Source organism: Tangfeifania diversioriginum (assembly GCF_900141875.1).
Classification (GTDB): domain Bacteria; phylum Bacteroidota; class Bacteroidia; order Bacteroidales; family Prolixibacteraceae; genus Tangfeifania; species Tangfeifania diversioriginum.
Window position 1 is genome coordinate 98,518 of record NZ_FQZE01000006.1, and the last position, 20,752, is coordinate 119,269.

The 20,752-nt window shown below is 42.3% G+C and carries 12 protein-coding genes; 7 read left to right on the forward strand and 5 right to left on the reverse strand.

Annotation, left to right across the window (positions count from 1 at the left end; genetic code table 11):
* Positions 1-17: 17 nt before the first annotated feature.
* The 4 genes from BUC07_RS05555 (at position 18) to BUC07_RS05575 (ending at position 9,286) form a co-directional block, all read left to right on the forward strand.
* Positions 18-3,344, forward strand: coding sequence for a SusC/RagA family TonB-linked outer membrane protein (locus tag BUC07_RS05555; RefSeq protein ID WP_073166838.1), 3,327 nt, complete (start codon positions 18-20; stop codon positions 3,342-3,344).
* Between the two features lie 19 nt (positions 3,345-3,363).
* Entirely contained in the window at positions 3,364-5,220 is a 1,857-nt protein-coding gene (locus BUC07_RS05560; protein ID WP_073166842.1) for a RagB/SusD family nutrient uptake outer membrane protein, read from the forward strand.
* A gap of 410 nt (positions 5,221-5,630) precedes the next feature.
* A complete protein-coding gene (locus BUC07_RS05570) occupies positions 5,631-8,384 on the forward strand; it encodes a T9SS type B sorting domain-containing protein (protein ID WP_175552470.1) in 2,754 nt (917 codons plus the stop codon).
* Complete coding sequence (locus BUC07_RS05575; RefSeq protein ID WP_073166854.1) at positions 8,381-9,286, forward strand: PorP/SprF family type IX secretion system membrane protein; 906 nt, start codon at positions 8,381-8,383, stop codon at positions 9,284-9,286. The genes BUC07_RS05570 and BUC07_RS05575 overlap by 4 nt, the downstream gene beginning before the upstream one ends.
* A gap of 6 nt (positions 9,287-9,292) precedes the next feature.
* Here BUC07_RS05575 and BUC07_RS05580 read toward each other — a convergent pair whose 3' ends face one another.
* Positions 9,293-10,039: an SDR family oxidoreductase gene (locus BUC07_RS05580; RefSeq protein ID WP_073166857.1), complete on the reverse strand. Its 747-nt coding sequence runs from the start codon at positions 10,037-10,039 to the stop codon at positions 9,293-9,295.
* A 31-nt stretch (positions 10,040-10,070) separates the two neighbouring features.
* Positions 10,071-11,216, reverse strand: a complete 1,146-nt coding sequence (locus BUC07_RS05585) for an MFS transporter (protein ID WP_073166861.1) — start codon at positions 11,214-11,216, stop codon at positions 10,071-10,073.
* A gap of 142 nt (positions 11,217-11,358) precedes the next feature.
* Between BUC07_RS05585 and BUC07_RS05590 the strand changes: the two genes are divergently transcribed.
* Positions 11,359-13,494, forward strand: coding sequence for a S9 family peptidase (locus BUC07_RS05590; RefSeq protein WP_073166864.1), 2,136 nt, complete (start codon positions 11,359-11,361; stop codon positions 13,492-13,494).
* 4 nt (positions 13,495-13,498) lie between these two features.
* Here the strand turns inward: BUC07_RS05590 and BUC07_RS05595 are convergent, their stop codons facing one another.
* Positions 13,499-14,254 carry a methyltransferase family protein gene (locus BUC07_RS05595; RefSeq protein WP_073166868.1) on the reverse strand — a complete coding sequence of 252 codons (756 nt, stop codon included), beginning with the start codon at positions 14,252-14,254 and terminating at the stop codon, positions 13,499-13,501.
* 394 nt (positions 14,255-14,648) lie between these two features.
* Here BUC07_RS05595 and BUC07_RS05600 point away from each other — a divergent pair, with 394 nt between their 5' ends.
* Both BUC07_RS05600 and BUC07_RS05605 read left to right on the forward strand, forming a co-directional pair.
* Positions 14,649-16,121 (forward strand): SGNH/GDSL hydrolase family protein, encoded by a 1,473-nt coding sequence (locus BUC07_RS05600; RefSeq protein WP_083578116.1) that lies wholly within the window; start codon positions 14,649-14,651, stop codon positions 16,119-16,121.
* A 9-nt stretch (positions 16,122-16,130) separates the two neighbouring features.
* Positions 16,131-17,819 carry an MBOAT family O-acyltransferase gene (locus BUC07_RS05605; protein WP_217652652.1) on the forward strand — a complete coding sequence of 563 codons (1,689 nt, stop codon included), beginning with the start codon at positions 16,131-16,133 and terminating at the stop codon, positions 17,817-17,819.
* Here BUC07_RS05605 and BUC07_RS05610 read toward each other — a convergent pair whose 3' ends face one another.
* Both BUC07_RS05610 and BUC07_RS05615 read right to left on the reverse strand, forming a co-directional pair.
* Entirely contained in the window at positions 17,820-19,091 is a 1,272-nt protein-coding gene (locus tag BUC07_RS05610; protein ID WP_073167088.1) for a DUF819 family protein, read from the reverse strand.
* A 140-nt stretch (positions 19,092-19,231) separates the two neighbouring features.
* Entirely contained in the window at positions 19,232-20,734 is a 1,503-nt protein-coding gene (locus BUC07_RS05615; RefSeq protein WP_073166876.1) for an OmpP1/FadL family transporter, read from the reverse strand.
* Between the last annotated feature and the right edge of the window lie 18 nt (positions 20,735-20,752).

The window sequence follows — 20,752 nt, forward strand, 5'->3', positions numbered from 1 at the left end:
TTAGAATACTAAAACGAATGAAAAAAACATTCAGCATAGCAACTTTTATTAACAGTTACAACAAATTGTTTGTAATGAAGCGCATTAATTCAGAAACGACAATTGTTTCCGTAACGGAGGATTATTTTTCACCTGCGGCAACAAAATACAATAAGCAAAGTTTCAGCAGCATGACAAACCAGGTAATATACTCTATTTTTAAAAAGTGTGCCCTTTTGGGGGCGTTGGTGTTTGCTTTGGGCCTCTTTTCTGTTCAGGCACAGGATACACTGTCGGTGAGCGGAAAAGTGATAAACAGTGCAGGCGAGCCGGTCCCCAATGTTGCCGTTGGAATTGAAGGTTCATTTCAGTTGCCGTCAATATCCGATGAAGCCGGCGAATTTACACTAAAAGTGGTTAGCCAAAATATATGGTTAAATGTGGAACCTTCCGGTGATTATAAAAGCAAAAGGGTTTATCTGGGGGAACGGGATGAATTGGTGATTTATTTAACAGGAACTGACTTATCAGCCGGTAACGATCCGATTTCTGTACTTAACCAGGTGAGGCTGAAACGTAACATGATTTCTTCTTTTTCGGTGCTGAATACCGATCAGATTAAAAGAGAGCCCGCATTATCTATTGATCAGTTTATGCAGGGGCGAGTGCCCGGGTTACACGTAACCAACCGCTCGGGCGACCCGGGCAGTGGTGCTTTTACACTGATGCGCGGAATTAACTCGCTGAATGCATCAAACCAGCCGTTGTATGTTGTTGATGGCATTCCCATGGCCTCAATGGGCGTTTTTGGTTCAAACCTCGATGGATATTCTTATAACCCGCTTTTGGCTGTAAATAATTTAAATATCTCGAAAGCAACTGTAGTAAAAGATCCGTTGTTAACTGCTGCTTACGGGTCAAAAGCATCAAACGGACTTGTTATTATTGAAACACTCGATCCGAGTGCCACACAAACAGTTATTGATCTTGATTTACGCAGCGGCTATTCTCTTGCTCCCTCAAATCAAATACCTCAGTTGAATGCGGGGCAACACAAAACCCTGGTCAGTGAAGTGCTGTTTTCTTCAGGCAGAGAGGAAGAATGGATACGACAAGAATATCCCAACCTCTTTCTTAAAGAAACGAGCGAACGCTGGGTTGATTATCAGCATAATACCAAATGGCAGGATATTATTTTCAACAATGCATTTTTCTCTAACCTGAATATAAATGTAAAGGGAGGCGACGAAATTGCCCGTTACGGGCTTTCTTTTGGTTATATGAATGCCGATGGTATAATTAAAACTACCGGTTACGACGGGTATAACCTCCGGTTTGTAAGTTTACTGAATATTTTTCAGTGGCTGAAAATGAATGCAGGAGTTTCCTTGAGTTACAACCTCTCGGAACTGAAAGAGTCGGGAAAAGTAGCGCAAACCAACCCCATTTTAACCAGCCTCGGAAAATCGCCAATGTTAAATCCCTTTCAATATGATGAAGAAGGCAAAGAGTTGATAACACTGGCTCCGGTTGACGAACTTGGAGTGAGTAACCCGCAGGCAGTTATCGATAATTATGAAGCAAGTAACAGTAATTTTCATTTTATTTCTACGCTTGGATTCGAAGCCAGCCTGAAAGAAAACCTGGTGCTCAATTCCAATTTCGGGCTGACTTATAATGTACTCAAAGAATTGATTTTTATGCCCAACAAGGGGATGGAACTTTATTACAATAAAGAAGCGATTAATGTTTCCAAGGGAGCCAACAACAGTCTCTCTTCATTTTATAACAATACCTACCTGAAATTTGACAAAGCATTTGGCAGCGACCATTATTTGACTTCAAACACAGGAATCAATATAATGACAACCGATTATGAGTTTGACTGGGGGTTAACTAAAAATGCGCATGAAAACGATCAGTACCGGATGCTACAGGACGGAACCAATAGCCTGCGCGAAATAGGTGGTACCAATCGTAACTGGAACTGGGTGTCGTTATATGAGAATTTAACTTATAGTTATAAGGATCGTTACCTTGCCTCTGCCTCACTTTCCATCGATGGGTCGTCGAGAATTGGCGACAATGCAGCCAATACCCTTAAACTGGCTGATATTCCGTTTGGTGTTTTTTATGCCGGAGGTGTTGCCTGGAGATTGTCGGGCGAACCATTTCTCAGAAATGCAGCATGGCTTGAAGAATTGAAACTACGATTATCTTACGGAAAATCAGGGAATGACGATATTGGCGAATCCAATGCCACAAACTATTACAATGCGGTTAAATTCCGCGAAACGGTTGGGCTTTATCCGGCAGTGGTACCCAACGATGAGCTTACCTACGAAACTGTTGATCAGTTGAACGCTGGCCTCGATATCTCGTTATGGGGTGAGCGGTTTGTTACAAGCATAGATGTTTACCAGTCGGTTACCAATAACATGTTGATTTATTCTCCGCTCGATGCCTACTTCGGTTATGATTTCCGCCCTGAAAACGGAGGTAAAATGCAGAACAACGGAATCGATTTCGGAATGTTTTACCGAATTATTGACCGTCCGGCCTTTAACTGGGATATACAAACTTCACTTTCTGTTGTAAAAAATGAAGTACTCGAAATTAAAGGCGACAAGCTGGTTACATCGATTCCAGGAGCCGAAATTGTAAATATGCCGGGAGAGCAGGCCAACAGCTTCTATGGTTATATTTTTGAAGGGGTTTACACTACAACCGAAGATGCCATAAATGACAATCTTGTTAATGAACGCTTAATGCCTTACCAGGGGGGAGATGTCCGGTTTGCTGATTTATCGGGCCCCAACGGCACACCCGACGGAATTATCAACAATTACGATAAAACAGTATTGGGCTCATCGTTACCGGAATATTTTGGCGGATTGAGCAATACATTCACATATAAACGCTGGGAATTGAACGCATTCCTGCAATTTGTATATGGCAACGAAGTTTTCAACTACGTACGCTATCAGAATGAAAGTATGGACGGACTTGAAAATCAGAGTACAAATGTGTTAACCCGCTGGCAGTATGAAGGACAGGAAACCAACGTTCCGCGCGCATTATGGAACGACCCTATAGGCAACACAGCCTTTTCATCACGCTGGATAGAAGATGGTTCGTACTTGCGGGTGAAAAATATTTCGTTGAGTTATACCATCCCTGATGAGTTTTTATCCTTCAGGAATGCGCAGTTTTATGTTTCGGCAAGTAACCTGTTTACCTTCTCCAATTATCTGGGGTACGACCCTGAATTTGCCTATTCGTTTACACAAATGGAGCAAGGTATTGACTATGGACTAACACCACAGCCCAGGCAGTTTATTGTGGGAATTAAATTAGGTTTATAACCAATTATTTTTGTTTGACATGAGAAATTTGAAAAAATATTCGGCTATTGTTTTTGCTTTTTTAGCATCGGTATTTGTTTTCTCTTCCTGTAAAGATTTTCTGAATCCGGAACAGGAGGTGAATATTACGGAAGACAAATTGTTCGATGATTGGTATGAATACCGTTCGGCAGAAATGGGACTCTACGGGCTGCAACAGAAACTGGTGGAGCAGATTGTTATTTTAGGAGAGCTGCGTGCCGATTTACTCACTATTACCCCCAATGCCGATGCTGATATGATTGAAATCTATAATTTCAATATATCAAAAGAAAATAAATACGCTTCGCCAACAAACTTTTTCAAACTTATATCGGCCAGCAACAGGTTCTTACGCGTACTGGAGGAGCAACACCCCGAAGTGTTGGACCAGAACAGTCCGGTTACAAATTACGACAGACTTTATGGCGAAGCGCTCTGTATGAGGGCCTGGGCCTATTTCAATGCAGTTCGAATTTACGGGAAAGTACCTTTTATTCATGAATCGCTTACTACTATTGACGAAGTGGAAAACTTCCTGGCTTCAAACGAACCTTATATCGATAGCGTGCATATTATTTTTGCCCGGGATGGTTATTATAACGATACAATTTATCAGGAGCCCGTTACCCTTGAAAAACAGTACTACGATCAGGACCTGGTTATCGATTATTTTACCAACGAGCTGGAAACGAAACTGAAAGCAGTGGGGGTGAATCATTATATCGATAATAACGATAATACCTGGGAAGTTTCAATCTGGAATGAACATGCCAGAAATGCCTTGCTTGGCCACATGTTCCTAACCCAGGGCGATTTGAAAAAAGCGGCTACTTATTTTGAAAAAATCACAAGGCTTTCAACTGATAATTACCGATACCAGTTAGATGCAAGTTTCTCATTTGACAATTGGAGAAATATTTTCATCAATATTGATAACCGGGAACACATTTTCACACTCTGGTTTAATAAATCCAACTTTCAACAGAATAATTTCCAAAGTATATTCGATCCGCGCGAGCCACATCAATACATGCTAAAACCCACACGGCAGGCAGTGTTGAAGTGGGAAACCCTGTGGGATAATTATTCGTTGAATGTTAACAATGCAAATCCATCGCGCACAAGGCTGAACCAAAAAGGGTTGCCCGGTGATTTTTATCGCGGTTATGGCGTTTCCTACGCTTATACTATTAATGGCGAACCAATCAATCCGAATCAAGTGTTTTCTGCACTCTATTTAAAATCAGAAGATGATTTTAAAACTGCAAACCTCATTACTGCCGGTGCCGATACTGTTGTTTGGAAATATTCATTTTACAAAAATGTATTTGACCAGGATGCCAACTTTATAGTTTACCGTGCAGCCGGAATTCATTTGTGGCTGGCCGAAGTTTACACGTGGTGGGCTTTTGAGCGTAGCGGCGGAGTAAGTACATTTACTACACAGGCACTTGACATTGCGAATGACGGCAGATACTACGAAATTTCTGATAGCAGGGAACAGATGGGCGTGAGAGGCCGCGTTGGTTTTGCCGATCAATTCGATAAAATTAGTGTGGGAAACATCAATTATGTGCATGATCCGTTCAATAATAAAGTACTCGATTATATTGATTTGACAGGTAGCCTGGAAGCAAAACAACTTTACTTGGAAGAGCAACTGCTCGAGGAACGGGCCCGTGAACTGGCTTTTGAAGGAGAACGGTTTTATGACCTGATGCGCGTGGCTAAACGCCGAAATGATCCTTCTTTTCTGGCCGAAATTGTATCAGAAAAATATCCGGAAGGCAAACAGCAGGAAATTTACAATCTGTTACTCGACGAAAATAACTGGTATATCAACTATTTTGAATAATATAACCGCCGGGAATTGGAATAACCGGAAACACAAGCAACATTACCGAAAATGAGGCAGGCAAATTTTGACCTGTCTCTTTTCGTTTTAACTATTTTGAACGAACACGCAACCTTTCACATCCCAAAAACATCTTATGTGAGATTTGACATATTGTTTGTTTTTGATAATAGCTATTTTTCTGAAATATTAGAGAGTGTTTTGATTTTGTTTTTTAGAAATATTTTGATGTATTTTTTGCTCAGACAAGGCAAAATTGACGCGAATAGCCTTAGCTATTTAAGGAAATTTTGCAGCAGTATGAGTGAAAAAGACGCAAAATGGAATAAATGGATAAATTCAAAACAGTCTCTTAAAATCGCTTGAACCTGATTATAATGCTAAACTGAATGTTTCAAACCAAAAAACAAATGGCCTTTAAAACCGGTGTACTGATTATTTTCATGGCCTGTTTCAGTTCCGTTTTTGCACAAAACGAAGCCAATGTCTGGCTGCTGAATAACGGGCAACAGTTAAATTTTGATTCCGGAGAACCTGAACTGATTGAGTTCGAAGGTCAAACAAAATTTGCTTCTACCATTTGCGATGAAAACGGCAACCTGCTCCTTTATTCCGATGGCCGTAAAATCTGGAACAAAAACCACGAAGTAATCGTCAACGGTGACGATCTTATCGATGAGGATTCCTGGATTCAAAGCTACCCTTATTTTCTCCCTTATCCCAATAAAGATGGATGGTATATAATTATTTACGAAGAGATGATCTATTGGCTTCTCGGAGGAACATACGGTAACACATTGTATTACGGAACTATAAATACCAATGCCCAAAACGGAAAAGGTGAATTGGTAACTGAAAAAGTATTTATCCACGACAATTACCACTCCGGACCAACCATTGCAGGGTATTGCAACAACAGTTACTACTGGCTGGCCATCGATAGGAATGAAAATGTTATTTCAGAAATCAACCGTGACCGGATTTATTTCTACAAGATAGATGAAAATGGTTTAAACGAGGAACCTGTTATTAACGGTGAGTTGGGAATTGGAAGTTCTGGCGGATACAAGTTTTCACCCAACGGCGACAAATTATTTTTTTTAGTTGGTGGGGATATATATAGTGACGGTAATTATGTAACCGATTTTAACTTTAAAACTGGCGAACTGTACAATTTTCGTCGCTTAACTTCCATGTATAATTCCAGAAATGAGTTTTCACCCAACAGCCGTTTTTTTTACTTTTTTGATGATTCAGTTCTGTGCCAGATGGATGCCCGCTACACCAGCGCTGCAAACTTTATTAATTCCACTGACACAGTTTTAACACTTCCACCTCCGGCAGGACAGAGCAACAATGGCTGGGACCTCAGGCTGGCCTCCGATGGACGGATTTACTTTCGTTATGTCGATGTTAAAACTGGTGAGCACAAACTGGGCCGAATCCGTTTCCCTAATCGCAAAGGCAAGTTATGTATTCCTGAACTGGATGTGTTGACTTTTTCAATCCAAAACATTCGGTTTCCTAAATTTATGTCCGGCTTTTTTCGCGAAAAGTTGCCCGAACCGCTTGACGAAGTTTTTCCGGATGCCGGCCCCGACCAACAAGTGTGCCCGGGAGATATTATTTCTCTTGGTAAAGAAAATCAACCCGAAGCGTTTTATACCTGGTTTCCCGAGAATTTTATCACTGAATACTTTTCTCCACAAACTGACCTGAAAGCCCCGCCACATTTTGACGAACCTGAAACCAACACATTTACTTTGCGGGCTACCGATGGAAACTGCTGGCTGAATTTTGATGAAGTGGAAATTACCCGGTATCCGAAAAACCGACCGCTGGAAATAGCCGGAAGCTGGTCAGTTTGTCCGTATGTGGAAAAGGTGAATTATTGGACCGGAAACAACTACTACGACTACGAACCGGTTTGGCTGGTGGAAGGCGGCGAAATTGTTTCGAGGCAGGGAACCGACAGCATAAAAATAAACTGGTGGGATACCAATCCCGATGCCTATGTGGCAGTGTACTCTGAAAATGAGTACGGCTGCATTTCCGATACTACTTATTTTCCGGTGCGGATTAATGTAGAGCTGCTCACCGAAAAGCCCAACGGCCCCGATGAATTGTGCATAGCCGATGCTAAAAACGTCACCTACCAAATTCACAATACTAACGGTTCGGTATATGTCTGGACAGCCGAAGGCGGCGAAATTTTAAACGGGCAGGGAACCAACAAAGTAACCGTGAACTGGCTGCAGGAAGGAATCAACTCGCTTGTGGTGGAAGAAACCAGCACCACCATCGATACGGTTTGCTACGGCGAATCGGAACCACTGCAGGTGGAAATAATTAACGACAGTATCGACATTGCCTTGCTGAACGTTTCGTTTAACAACGACGACAACGTGGAGTTGGAGTATTATTCAGAAAAATTAGTAAACCACAAACACACCCTTTACATTCTTGCTGAAAACGAAGATACTGGCCGGGAGATGCAGGTGCATGTTTCTGCTGAATACGACGGCTCAACTTACTATTTCCCATCTTCAGCTGAGTTGGCTCCCGAAACCATCCGGCTAAAAGTAGAAAATTTATGTGGAGAGCTGTTTATTTCCAATCCGCAGCAAACCATTGTAGTAAGAGAACGAAATACCGCGGAAATCGACCGGGCACTGCTCGTGTGGAACAGCAACAAATACTGGGACAACAACCGGGTGGAATACGAAGTGTGGCACACTTCGGAGAGAGATGGCACCTGGGAACGAATTGCCGGGGGGATTTCGGCCAACCAGTTCGACTATTTTAATGAAGGTTTTTCGCTGGAACATTATTTCAGAATTAAAGCAAACAACCTCGATAAAGGTGTTTCCTCATGGTCGAATACGCTGCGGGTAGTGTTTGAAAATACCATTGAAATCCCCGATGTGTTTACGCCCAACGACGATGGTTTCAACGATGTGTGGGATATTCAAAACATCCGTTTTCACGAGCCTGAACGGGTTACCGTTTATAATCGGCATGGACAAAAAATTTACGAGAGCCGCGGTAGTTACGTGCCGTGGGATGGAACTTTTAAAGGCGAAATCAATCAGGGAACCTATTTCTACGAAATTGTTTTCGATGCGCAGAATATTGAATACGGACAAGTAACGATTTTGCAATGAGGTGTTTTAGACATAGCATATTAATTTTTCTGTTGTTTTTATCTTTTCAGGCAAAAACGCAGGAATTCCCGTATCACTATTTTTCGCATACTGCGCCGGTTATCAGTAATCCGTCGTTGGCTGCCGCGCAAACTTCGCTGGATGTACAAGTGGGCGCATACAATTTATGGGCTGGCGGTTTTAAACCGGTCAGTGATTATCTCATCAGTTTTTCCTGGTCACCCGATGCCATGAACCGCAGAGGATACGGACGGCAATCTACCCGCGTGGGACTGGGGGCCACGTTGCTGAACGAAAAAATAGGGCCGTTTAACCAGTACATTTTGCATTTGATGTACGCTTATCACATTCCGCTCACACGCGAAATCCAGCTTTCGCTCGGTGTTTGCGGCATTATCGAAAATTTGAATATCGATGTCAATTCGCTGTCGCCGCTGCATCCGGATGATCCGCGTTTATTAACGGGAAACAACCGCTCATTTTTGTTCGATGGCGGTTTCGGCGCTTCCATTCTTAGCGACAACTGGGTGGTTGGATTGTCTCTTTTGAACCTGGCGCCCGGCACGTTCCGGTTTTCGGAAGAGCCGGCAGCCGAGTTTTCATCATTCCGAAAACTGTTTCTCAGCGGAAGTTATTTTTGGGGTTTAGGACAAAATTTTGGAATCCAACCCCACATTACATTGCGAAATTCAAATTTGAAATGGCTGAATTATGATGCATCACTAAAATTTGATTTGCAGTACTTTCATGTAGGTGCCGGCTACCGCAGCGAAAATTCCCTGTTCTTGTTTCTGAATGTACCGCTCGAAGGGTTCACATTCAGCTACACTTCAGAAAATCCGCTAAACGCCAATCACATGATGGGAAACGGGCACACTTTTTCTGTGGGGTGGATGCTTTAAAATGCTTCAAACATAAATCATCTTCCGTGTCATACCTCCGTCAACAGTAAAGTTTTGTCCGGTGATAAAACTGTTATCGGGTTTTAGCAGGAATAAGACCATCTTAGCAATATCGTCGCCTTTACCAATTCTTCCGGCAGGATGCTGCTCGTGCCACTCTTTTTTCAGGTCGAGCTGATTCGCTTCCAATTTCTTTTTAACACCCGACACATCAATCCAGCCCGGACTGATGGAGTTCACCCTGATTTCGGGGCCCAGGCTCATGGCCAGCGCGTGCGTCAGTGCAAAAATTCCTCCTTTGCTTGCGGAGTAGGATTCCGTATCGGGCTCCGACTGAAATGCCCTGGTCGAGCACATATTGATGATACTTCCCCGCGCAATTTTTAAATGCGTTGCTGCGTATTTCGAACACAAAAAAGTTCCGGTGAGGTTGGTGCCAATCACGCTGTTCCATTCATCTAATGAGAGTTCTGAAATGGGTTTGCGAATCATAAATCCGGCATTGTTAATCAGTCCGAAAACAGAGCCGGTTTTGTCAACTGATTCAGCAACTGCTTTTTTTACATCTTTCTTATTTGAAACATCGCAGTGAATGGCCAGCAGATTTTCAGAAACCAACTCATCTTCCAGTTCATTCAAGGCTTCTTTATCTTTTTCAAAAACCGATACAAAATAACCTTCAGCTAATAAATATTCTGTAATAATTTTCCCAATTCCCTGTGCTCCGCCAGTAACAATAATATTTTTCTTCATAACTTTTCTGGTAAAACAATTTTGTTTAAAGTTAGAGTTTTACCATGAAAATAGAAATAAAAATCATGGCCACTGCCACCAGAGCACCACCCAAAAATGCTACTCCGGTTCCGCCAATGGCATAAAACACCCCGATGAACAGCGGTCCCAGTGTTTGTCCGAGGCGTAAAACCATGCCGTTAATCGACATAAAACCTGCGCGTTCGTTCAGCGGAGCAAAACCAACCAACAGGGTTTGGATTCCCGGAATAAGCATTCCATGGCCCATGCCAAAAGTAATGAGCGGAATGATGAGCAACCACCAGTTTCCGGAAAACGATAAAAGAATCATGGAAACAAAATAGAGAATAAAACTGATGGTAAGCTGCTTTTTGGGTTTCAGGTAGCGGTTAATTACTTTTAGTTGCGATGAGGTAATGGCAGTAACAACAGAAAATCCTGACATGAAAAGCCCGATTTGAAAATCGGTGGCCCCCAGCCGTTCTACCATAAGTTGCGGGAAGTAGGAGAGGTAAGCCCCGTATAAGATGAAAAAAAGCAGCACATTAATTATAAAGAGTCCCCACACGGTTTTTTTATTGATATTTTTCCATGTGCGTTTCAGATAGCTGCCTATGGTTTGCGGTTCTTTAGGTTCCGGATTTTTCAGGTAGAAAATTATCAGTAATCCTGTAGGAATGGCCAACAACGGGAGCAGAAACGGAAACTGCCAGCCGGCCATGGCCAATGCTCCGCCCACAGCGGGATAGGCCGCAGTACCCACACTCAGCACACTGGCGTTGTATCCCATAATGGCGCTGCGTTTTTGGCCTGAAAATAAATCACCTATTAATGTAACATTTAACGAGCCTAGCGCAGCCGACCCAATTCCCTGAAAGAAACGCAGCAACAGCAAAATTTCCCATTTATTGGTAAAAAAACAGGCCGCACCGGCAATGCCGAAAAGAAACAGCGAAGGCAGCAATATGGTTTTTCGGCCCCATCTGTCGGCCAGTAAACCAACCACAGGTGCCAGAAAAATCCCGGGGAATGTAAATACTGTAATCAGCAAAGTAACCTGGCTGGCCGAAATATTGAAATGTTCCCTAATGGAGGGGAAGGCAGGCGTAATACTGGCGACCCCCATTACGGCCACAAGTGTAATTAAATAAATTATTGCAATGTTTCTTTTTTCCATGTTGTTGATTTAATCAGGCAAAAGTAGAATTTTCGACCCATGTTGAAATATTTCAACAGTTTTTTGCACGACCTGATCTTAATTCTTTTACATAAAGCAAGCTTTCACTATTTTAGGCGCTTAAATTGAAAAATAAAAAAAAATGCGAAATCTGTTCCTGCTTTTTCTGGTGCTGGCCACATCACCTTTGTCGGCCCAAAACAAACAAATGTCTCTTGAAGATGCCATTTTAGGCCGTTATTCACACCTTCGGCCGGAGTCAATGAATGGCCTGTCGTGGAAAACCGACGATGTGTTTTCTTTTATCGAAAATGATACGCTTTGGGCTGAAACGGCAAAAAATGGAAAGCGCTCGGCGGTCATTTCGCTCGGGGAGTTAAATGCTGAAATGAAACAAAAAAACAGTTCCGGTTTTAGTCGGTTCCCGGGGTATTCATGGATTGGCGGCAATATGCTGCTGGCCAGGCACAGCGATAAGTTTATCGTTTTTAATACCGAAACCAAAAAGATTGCTTTTCAGATTGAATTGCCCGAAAAAGCTGAAAATGCAGAGTTTTGCCTTCAGGGGAAATTTGTAGCTTTTACCGTAGATGACGATTTGTTTGTCACTTTTGAGGAAGGGAAAACACTTCAAATTACTGAAGATGGCGGCAATGGAATTGTAAACGGAAAAACGGTGCACCGCAACGAGTTTGGTATTTCCGATGGTATTTTTATTTCACCTAAAGGGAATTACATTGCCTTTTACCGGAAAGACGAAACCATGGTTTCCGACTACCCGATAGTTGATTTTATGGGACGTGTGGCTGAATATACACCGGCGAAATACCCCATGGCCGGAATGAGCAGCCACCATGTTACGGTTGGAATTTATAATATTGATTCAGGCGAAACAAAATTCCTGGATACCGGTGGCGATCCTGAGCATTTTCTTACCAACCTGGCATGGTCACCCGATGAAAAAAATATTTACCTGGCTGAGCTGAACCGCGGACAGGATCACATGCAAATGAATTGCTACAACGTTTTAACCGGGGAAAAAGAAAAAATACTTTTTGAAGAATCCAGAGATACGTATGTGGAGCCGTTACATCCCATTTGTTTTTCAGAAGTAAAACAAAATGAATTTTATTACCTGAGCCGCAATGACGGCTGGTTTCACATTTACAAATACAACACCAACGGAGAACTCCTTCAGCAAATTACAAAAGGCGAGTGGGAAGTGACCGATATTCTTGGTTTCGACGAAAAGGAAAAGAATGTTTTCATTCAGGCTACCAAAGAAGATCCATTGGAAAAGCATATTTATCGGGTGGAAGTGAAATCGGGTAAAATGGAAAAATTAACCGGTGCGGAAGGAATTCACAGCGGGACCCTGAGCCCCGAAGCCAGTTGGTTTATCGAACGTTTCAGTGCACCCGAAATTCCGTCGCAAACCATTCTTCTTTCATTAAAAGGAAAAGAAGTGCGGACACTCCACTCGGCCAACGACCCGCTTGAAGATTACCAACTGGGAGAAAATAAACTGGTTTCAATAAAAATTGACGATGGCAATACCAAACTGGCTGGTCGCCTGATTCTTCCTCCGGATTTCGATTCATCGAAAAAATACCCGGTAATTTTATATGTTTATGGCGGTCCGCACTCGCAGCTCGTTACCAAAAGCTGGCACAATAGCGCACGCTGGTGGCAGTATTACATGGCCTCGCAGGGCTACATTGCATTTACAATGGATAACCGGGGAACCCTAAATCGTGGAAGGGATTTTGAAACCGCCGTTCATCGCCAGTTGGGTATTTTGGAAACCGAAGATCAGATGCAGGGAATTGAGTACCTGAAATCGTTGCCTTATGTGGATGCTGAACGCATTGGCGTGCACGGCTGGAGTTACGGTGGTTTTATGACGCTCAACCTGATGCTGCGCCAACCTGATGTTTTTAAAGTGGGCGTGGCCGGCGGACCTGTGGTTGACTGGAGCCTGTACGAAGTGATGTACGGCGAACGCTACATGGACCGCCCGGACGAAAACCCCGATGGTTATGAAGAATCAAACATGGTTAACCACGTGGCCAACCTGGAAGGAAAATTAATGCTTATTCACGGCGTGCAGGACGATGTGGTGGTGATGCAGCACAGTATGAAATTTTTGCGCGAGTGTGTGAAACAAAACAAGCAGGTTGATTTTTTTGTGTATCCCACTCATCCGCACAATGTGGGCGGTAAAGACCGGATTCATCTCATGCGAAAAGTAAGCGACTATTTCATCGATAATTTATAGGAGGCTACCTGCCCGGTTCGTTGAGCAGCGTGGTGTGCCATTTCATATATTTTAAAATAAAATAGAAAACAGTGGCAGCAACAGCAGCGTAAAACCAGAAATTAAATTCAAGGTTGAATTTAAACCGGCCGGTTTCAAGCAAAAATGAGATAAAATCGAAAATGAAGAAAAGGATAAAAATGGCTGCAATGCCGTTTTTTTCCTTTTTGAGTATTTTTTTCCAACTAAACGGCAGCGAAGGTTTTTCGTACCTTTTTAAAGAAGGAATAAAAGCGGGTGTTTTATCTGCCCATTTTTCATAATCTTCACCAAATTTATTGTACAGAAACATTTCTTCTGAATACATGATTCTTTCATAATAAACCCAATACAGAAAAATGAAAGCCACCACAAACCACACGTTGGCAGTTATCATTGCCAGGCCAAGCCAGATGAAAAAATTGCCCACATATAGCGGGTGCCTCACCGTGGAATAAATGCCGGTTTTGTTTATTTCATCGGCTATTTGTTTGAGGCTGTTTCTGCCCGATGTATTAACAGGTGTAAAACCTACTGTTAAGATACGTATGAGCTGGCCAAACAATGCTATGGCAACGCAAATGATCATGTAATATGTTTCGGGAAAGTTAATGCCACTTTCAGCTGCTTGTAATGTTTTACTTATGAACACTGCCATCCCGGCTACAAGAAATAGTAGCGGAAAGTTGCTCCTGTACCTGAACAGAAAGTCGCCTTGTTTTTGTAATTCTTTTTTTAGCAAAACTGATTAGTTTTAAAATGATTTGTATCTTCTCAAAATTATCTTACAATAATAATCATTTTCTATACTTATGATGCAATAAATGATTGTGTTACTTATTTTTTTTTTCGCTGTAATCTTTGGTATAGGGAATTTGCATTTTATTTATTCAATGGTTTTCTGTTTTGGCGGAATTAATATTTTTGTATGGCCAGTAAAATTTGAAAAGTTTGATTATTCATAACCAATATATTTTTATCTGCATATTTACGTTTCTGTTATCAGATGCGGATGCAAAATCTGTTACAACAAAAATCATGATAAGTACGAAGTATTTCAACTCGTTGGTTCACAGAGAATTTTGTGGTATTCTAAATAGCAATCGCTGGCATCGACAGAAACGATACATTATTCAATGAAACCGGTTAAAATATTACTTTTTATACTCGGCGTTTTTATCCTCTTGGGAGCTGCCATGTGGCTTACACCAACAGGAGGCGTAGATTCTGGTGAGTTTACATTTCACATGCCAACGTTTGAGGAAATGTTTTTGGATGATGATGTGGAGTATGCTGATGTTTCAGAAATTATTGAGGGACAATTTAATATCGATTCGGTGCATGTATTTAAAAATGATTCCATCAGTGGTGAGATGAAGTTCCCAAAAGCAAGTTACGACTCCCTGGTTAGTAAGATTCATGTGCTGGAAACAACCAGCGAAGGCCGGCAAAACCTGTTTCATTTTTTTGAAAAACTTGAAAATGATACGCTAAACCGCATTATGCATTACGGCGACAGTCAGATTGAAGGCGACCGAATGACAGCATTTATTAGAAATAAATTACAAAACAGGTTCGGGGGGGCCGGAATTGGATTGCGTCCGGCGGTGCAACCCTACGATTTTGTTTTTAGTGCCCGTCAGGAGAATTCAGATAACTGGCAACGGTACACAATTTTTGGAAACATCGATTCGCTGGTGGATCACAATAAATATGGTGCAATGGCCGCTTTCTCGCGCTATGCCCCGCTTAGCTACGATTCTATTCCTTTCTTACTCACAAATGATTACAGGGCTGAACTGAATATTGCTGCAACAAACATGTCGTTTAAACTTACCCGGCGTTATGAATATTTCAGGATGTTTTACGGCAACCTGAAAGAGCCGGTAAAAATCAGTTTGAGGGCAAACGGAACATTTGTATTGCGCGATTCCCTGAAATCAGATATTGATTATGCTGTGATTGAATGCGACCTGCCGGATTCAACCAACACTATTTCGCTGTTTTTCGAAGGCTTTGACAGCCCCGATATTTATGGCATTGAACTGGCTTCGCGAACCGGAATAATAATGGACAACATTGCCTTGCGCGGAAGCCCGGGGTTATTTTTCACCAAAAATGATTTTGAGCACAGCCTGAAAATGTACAACGATCTCAATCCCGGACTTTTCATTCTCCAGTTTGGAGGAAACGTACTGCCCTACATCAGCGAAAACAGCAAAGGGATTGAGAACTATTCACGATGGTTCCGTGCTCAAATTAACCGAATAAAGAAAACCTGCCCCGATGCAGCAATTATTGTAATTGGGCCAAGCGATATGTCAGTTAAAGAAAAAGACAGATACGTAACGTATCCGCAGCTTCCGGAGTTGGTAAAAGAAATGAAAAATGTGGCTTTGTCAACCGGTTGCAGTTTTTGGAATATGTATGACGCAATGGGCGGAAAAAACAGCATGCCGGCCTGGGTGAATGCCGAGCCCCAACTGGCCCGGCCTGATTATGTGCATTTTTCAACCCGTGGGGCCAGGTTGATAGCCAACATGTTTTACAATGCGCTGATATTTGAATACAACAAATTTTTAAAAGAAGAGAGTAAATTGAAAAATTAAAGGTAAAAATTGGAGTTTTTTCAGCAAATAGAATGGAGCGAATACCTGAAAAGTATTCTTTTTTACGACAAGGAATCGCCGTTGATTTTTACCCGTTTCTTTTTTTGGGGATTTTTTGCTGTGGTACTGGCCGGCTACTCGTTTGTTTACAACAACCGCAATAGGAGCCTGCGTGCCGGTTACCTGTTTTTGGCCAGCCTGTTTTTCTATTACAAGTCCAGCGGATTTTTCTTTTTCATTTTATTGTTCAGCACGCTTACCGACTATTTTATAGGGAAAAGCATTTATTCATCGCGCAATCAAACGGTAAGGAAACTACTGCTGGCACTGAGTGTTTTTCTGAATTTAGGACTGCTTGCCTATTTTAAATACGCCTATTTTTTTACTGAAAGTTTGAACACGCTGCTGGGGGCCGATATGCAGGTAGTAAATTACCTGGCGGTTTGGGCCAACGAAGCTACCGGCACACATTTTAATGTCAACCAGATTTTACTGCCTGTGGGGATCTCGTTTTTTACGTTTCAAACCATAAGCTATTCGGTTGATGTGTACCGCGGAGATACTCAGCCGGTTAAAAATTTGATTGATTTCGGGTTTTATGTCTCCTTTTTTCCGCAGCTGGTGGCAGGTCCCATTGTGCGTGCATCGGGCTTTGTAAAACAGATTTACGAAGATTACCGGGTATCGAAAAGAGATTTTGGCTGGGCAGTTTATATTATCCTGAAAGGGCTGGTGAAGAAAATTTTTATAGGTGACTACATTGCCGTCAATTTTGTCGATCGGGTTTTTTCCGATCCCATTTCGTATTCCGGCTTTGAAAATCTGATGGCGCTTTTTGGCTATTCGTTGCAGGTTTATGTCGATTTTTCGGGCTACACTGACATTGCCATTGGCGTGGCACTGCTAATGGGATTCCGGCTGCCACAAAACTTTAATTCCCCCTACAAAGCGAAAAATGTAGGAGAGTTTTGGAAGCGCTGGCACATTTCGTTATCGTCATGGCTGAAAGATTATTTGTACATCCCGATTGGCGGAAACCGCAATGGCTCCTTTTTTAGCTACTTCAGCCTCGGCATCATTTTGGCCATAGTTGTTTTGCTGGCCGGGAAACTGATTCTGATACCTATTTTTGCAGGTATCGTTTTGCTTTTTGCCATTTTAGCCCGCATTTTCCCAAAGGTGAAACGCCAAATTGATACCAACATCAACCTGATGCTGACCATGTTGCTGGGCGGATTGTGGCACGGCGCATCGTGGCAGTTTATCATTTGGGGCGGTCTTAACGGCGTTGGTTTGGTCGTTTACAAGTTCTGGCGTAAAATCAGTCCGTGGGAAACAAAGACTAACTGGCTGGCAACATTTTGGAAGATTACCATTACTTTCTGTTTTATCACTTTTACACGTATATTTTTCCGCTCCGAGTCGATGGAAGTGGTTAACGGCATGATGCATCAGATTGGAACCAACCTCGATTTGTCAATCGTCCCGGAAGTACTGGTGGCTTACAAATGGGTTTTCCTGGTAATGTTGTTTGGATTCTTTACCCACTGGGTGAGCCAAAAATGGAAAGACAGGCTGAAAGATGCGTTTATTGCAGCGCCGCTTTGGTTGAAAATTGTCATTTCGGCCATCGTCGTAATTATTGTTTACCAATCTGTTTCTGCCGACATGCAGCCGTTTATTTATTTCCAGTTTTGATTACAAAATCTTTCCGATAAAAATCCCCAGGTACGAACCAAATGCAAAACCTAAAATCCCAATTGTAATTCCACCAATGATTACATCTTTATTTTTTAATGCGCCTGCAACTGCCGGAACAAATGGCGGAGAATAAGTGAGTGCAGTAATGGCAATAATTGTGGTGTCGGCATCTACCTTAAAAATGTGGGCCAGCCCAACATGAATGATCATTGAGCCCACAACTACCCAGAGTACGTACAAAAACAATTCGAGAAATTCAATCTGGAACATTTCGCTCAGGTTGGCCATTGATGAAAGTGCCAGGCAAAATACAATAATGAAGTACATGCCCAGCGGAAAGCTGATATTTAGTTTGTTGACAGCTTTTATCAACGAAGCAGCCAGCCCCAGGGTAGTTATGGAAAGGATGACAATAATTACCTGATCCTCTTTAGGCACAAGTAACGATAATCCGCCTCCAATGGCAAAAACGATGAGGGCAAAGAGCATTGATTTTCCCATGGCAGGAAAGTTTTCTTTCCTGAAAAGTCCGTCGTAGTTCTCAATATGATGGTTTTCTTCCTCTATTTCAACCTGCATCACATTTTCTGCTTTTCGGATTACGCCATAGCGGGGAAGAAATGTTATGAAAAGGCGCTGTGCCACTGTCATTAAAAAAAGCAATGCCACTGAGCCAATAATTAAATCGTAGGTATGGGTAAGAATGAAAATGTCGGGACTTACCTTCAGCGCGGTGCCAATTGCAGCCAGGTTGGGTGTGCCGCCGGTATAAACGCCTATGAGCATTCCGGTAACTTTATCCGATTCGCTGATGTTGTGTGCAAACAAAAAATAACCCACAAAAATGGATGCAAGTAGCGAAAATATTGCCAGGACAAGAGACAGGAGCGTATTTCGTGCATTTTTTAGCCATTTCTTCAAGTGAAGGGAAAAGAGCAGTAGTGGCAAGGCAACGAGAATGGTGTAGTTCATGATATTCTCCTGGAGCCGTGCAATCATATTGTAAGTGAAATCGCCTTCCACGTAATTGGGAGAGTTCATGTATTCCTGAAACTCATCGGGCGGGAGGAAATTTTGTGTGCCCCCCAGCAGTTGAACCAAGGTGTCGCTTGGTGTTGGCAAAATGCCAATGTTTCCAAAAAATAACCCGATGGCATAGGCAAGCACCACAGCACCTATGCGGTTAAGTGTGTTCGAAATTTTACATAAATAAATGAGCAGAACGGGTGTGAGTAGATAAAATAGGATGAGGCCGATAGTTGTCCACATAATTGTTTTTATTACTACTAAATCAAAAATAGTTATTTTTCTGATGCATGCCAGAATATCGGGCACAAGTTATAAAAACAAAAAAAAGCACAAATAAACATCTGTGCTTTTTAAAACTTAAAATTCAACTATTATTAACCTTAAAACTTAAATCCGAATGTGAAGCGTACGTTGTTTTTTGTGGTGTTGAAATGTGCCATCTCGGGCATATTATAAAAATCGGTTGGCGGAGCAGGATATAGGGAATCGTAATTTCCTGTATCAGTATAACGATAGGCTAAATCGAAGAAGAAACCTCCGCTGCGGTACCCCAAGCCGGCTGAATAGATGTTCGTGTTCACATCGGCATTTGGCTGTGAAACTCCAAATGCATTTTCGTTATAGGCCGAAGGATAATATTCGAAACCTGCCCGCAGACTAACACTGCTGGTGGCCAGCAATTCGCCTCCAACTCTCAGGTTCCCAACCGAACGGTAAACTTCAGAAATTTCATCGTTTTCATCTACAAACTGGTACCCATCACCTCCGCGCCGTAAATTTGCCGATGCGTAATCCACAAATTCATAATCGATACTCAGCAACCCTTTTTTTGCAATCACAAAAGCACCGCTTAATGTAGCACGCAGTGGTGATTCCAAATCGTAGTCATATTCTGAGTAGGGCGATTGAGCCTCAAAATTGCCCATCACACCCTCTTCGTCGGCGGCATTCGAATACATCGAAGTTTCAAACACATCATGAAGATTGTAAAATGTGGGTGTATGAACCGATGCCCCCAGGCGGATTTCATTTATGGGTTTGAAGATTACCCCAATCTTTCCGTTGTAACCTGTTCCCGAGGTGCGTAAATAAGAGTCAAACTGCATTTCGTTGAAAAATTCACTTCTGTTTTGTTCGTCCCATTCCAGTAGTTCAGAAGTTTCTTTGTAGAAAACATCAACGATTCCTATGGAAGCACCTAAATACAATTTGTGGTTAAAGTTCATTCCCAGAGCCAGTGAGTATTCATTCATGTAACCTTGTTTGGTTATGCTTTTGCGTTGACTTTGCCCGTAATTGGCTCCCTCTGAATCCAGATCATGCCAGTAAACATCGCTGTTGTCTTCCTTCCAAAGCAGGTAAGTATCCCAGGCCAGCTGCTCATAAAAATCGCTCCAGTTGCCAACTGTAGCATTATCTGCCATGTAATCGAGAAACGAACCATCAGGGTTGGTGGCTCCCGCAAGCATGTTGTTGTTAAAGTCTTTTACCCTGTTGTAACCAATTCCAACATTTAGGTTAACAAGTCCGGTTTCGCTCTGGTTGCCGGTTTGAATAGCCGAAACATAGCTCAGGTTATTTAGTGAAAAATTGTATTTGCTGTCATTCATCGTATTGCCAAAGTAACTTGACTCAACTTTTGACTGCCCAAAAGTGGGAGTTAAAACAAGCTCGTCTGCGCGGTATAAACCGAGCCCCGCCGGGTTAATACTTACCGAAGTGAAATCACCTCCGAGTGCACCAAATGCATTTCCCATTGCGCCGGCCCGTGCTGTTCCCTGTACCTGGAATTCTGAATAGCGTAGCGCATCGGCTAAATCCTGTGCCTGCACGAAAAAAGGCACAAGCATTATTGCTGCTATAAGTGTTGTTAATCGTTTCATCTCGCTAAATTTATTGTT

Excerpts from the sequence above, each read along its gene's own strand:
- BUC07_RS05555 (WP_073166838.1), top strand. The coding sequence starts at position 18 with ATGAAAAAAACATTCAGCATAGCAACTTTTATTAACAGTTACAACAAA.
- BUC07_RS05560 (WP_073166842.1), top strand. The coding sequence starts at position 3,364 with ATGAGAAATTTGAAAAAATATTCGGCTATTGTTTTTGCTTTTTTAGCA.
- BUC07_RS05570 (WP_175552470.1), top strand. The coding sequence starts at position 5,631 with ATGGCCTTTAAAACCGGTGTACTGATTATTTTCATGGCCTGTTTCAGT.
- BUC07_RS05575 (WP_073166854.1), top strand. The coding sequence starts at position 8,381 with ATGAGGTGTTTTAGACATAGCATATTAATTTTTCTGTTGTTTTTATCT.
- BUC07_RS05580 (WP_073166857.1), bottom strand. The coding sequence starts at position 10,039 with ATGAAGAAAAATATTATTGTTACTGGCGGAGCACAGGGAATTGGGAAA.
- BUC07_RS05585 (WP_073166861.1), bottom strand. The coding sequence starts at position 11,216 with ATGGAAAAAAGAAACATTGCAATAATTTATTTAATTACACTTGTGGCC.
- BUC07_RS05590 (WP_073166864.1), top strand. The coding sequence starts at position 11,359 with ATGCGAAATCTGTTCCTGCTTTTTCTGGTGCTGGCCACATCACCTTTG.
- BUC07_RS05600 (WP_083578116.1), top strand. The coding sequence starts at position 14,649 with ATGAAACCGGTTAAAATATTACTTTTTATACTCGGCGTTTTTATCCTC.
- BUC07_RS05610 (WP_073167088.1), bottom strand. The coding sequence starts at position 19,091 with ATGTGGACAACTATCGGCCTCATCCTATTTTATCTACTCACACCCGTT.
- BUC07_RS05615 (WP_073166876.1), bottom strand. The coding sequence starts at position 20,734 with ATGAAACGATTAACAACACTTATAGCAGCAATAATGCTTGTGCCTTTT.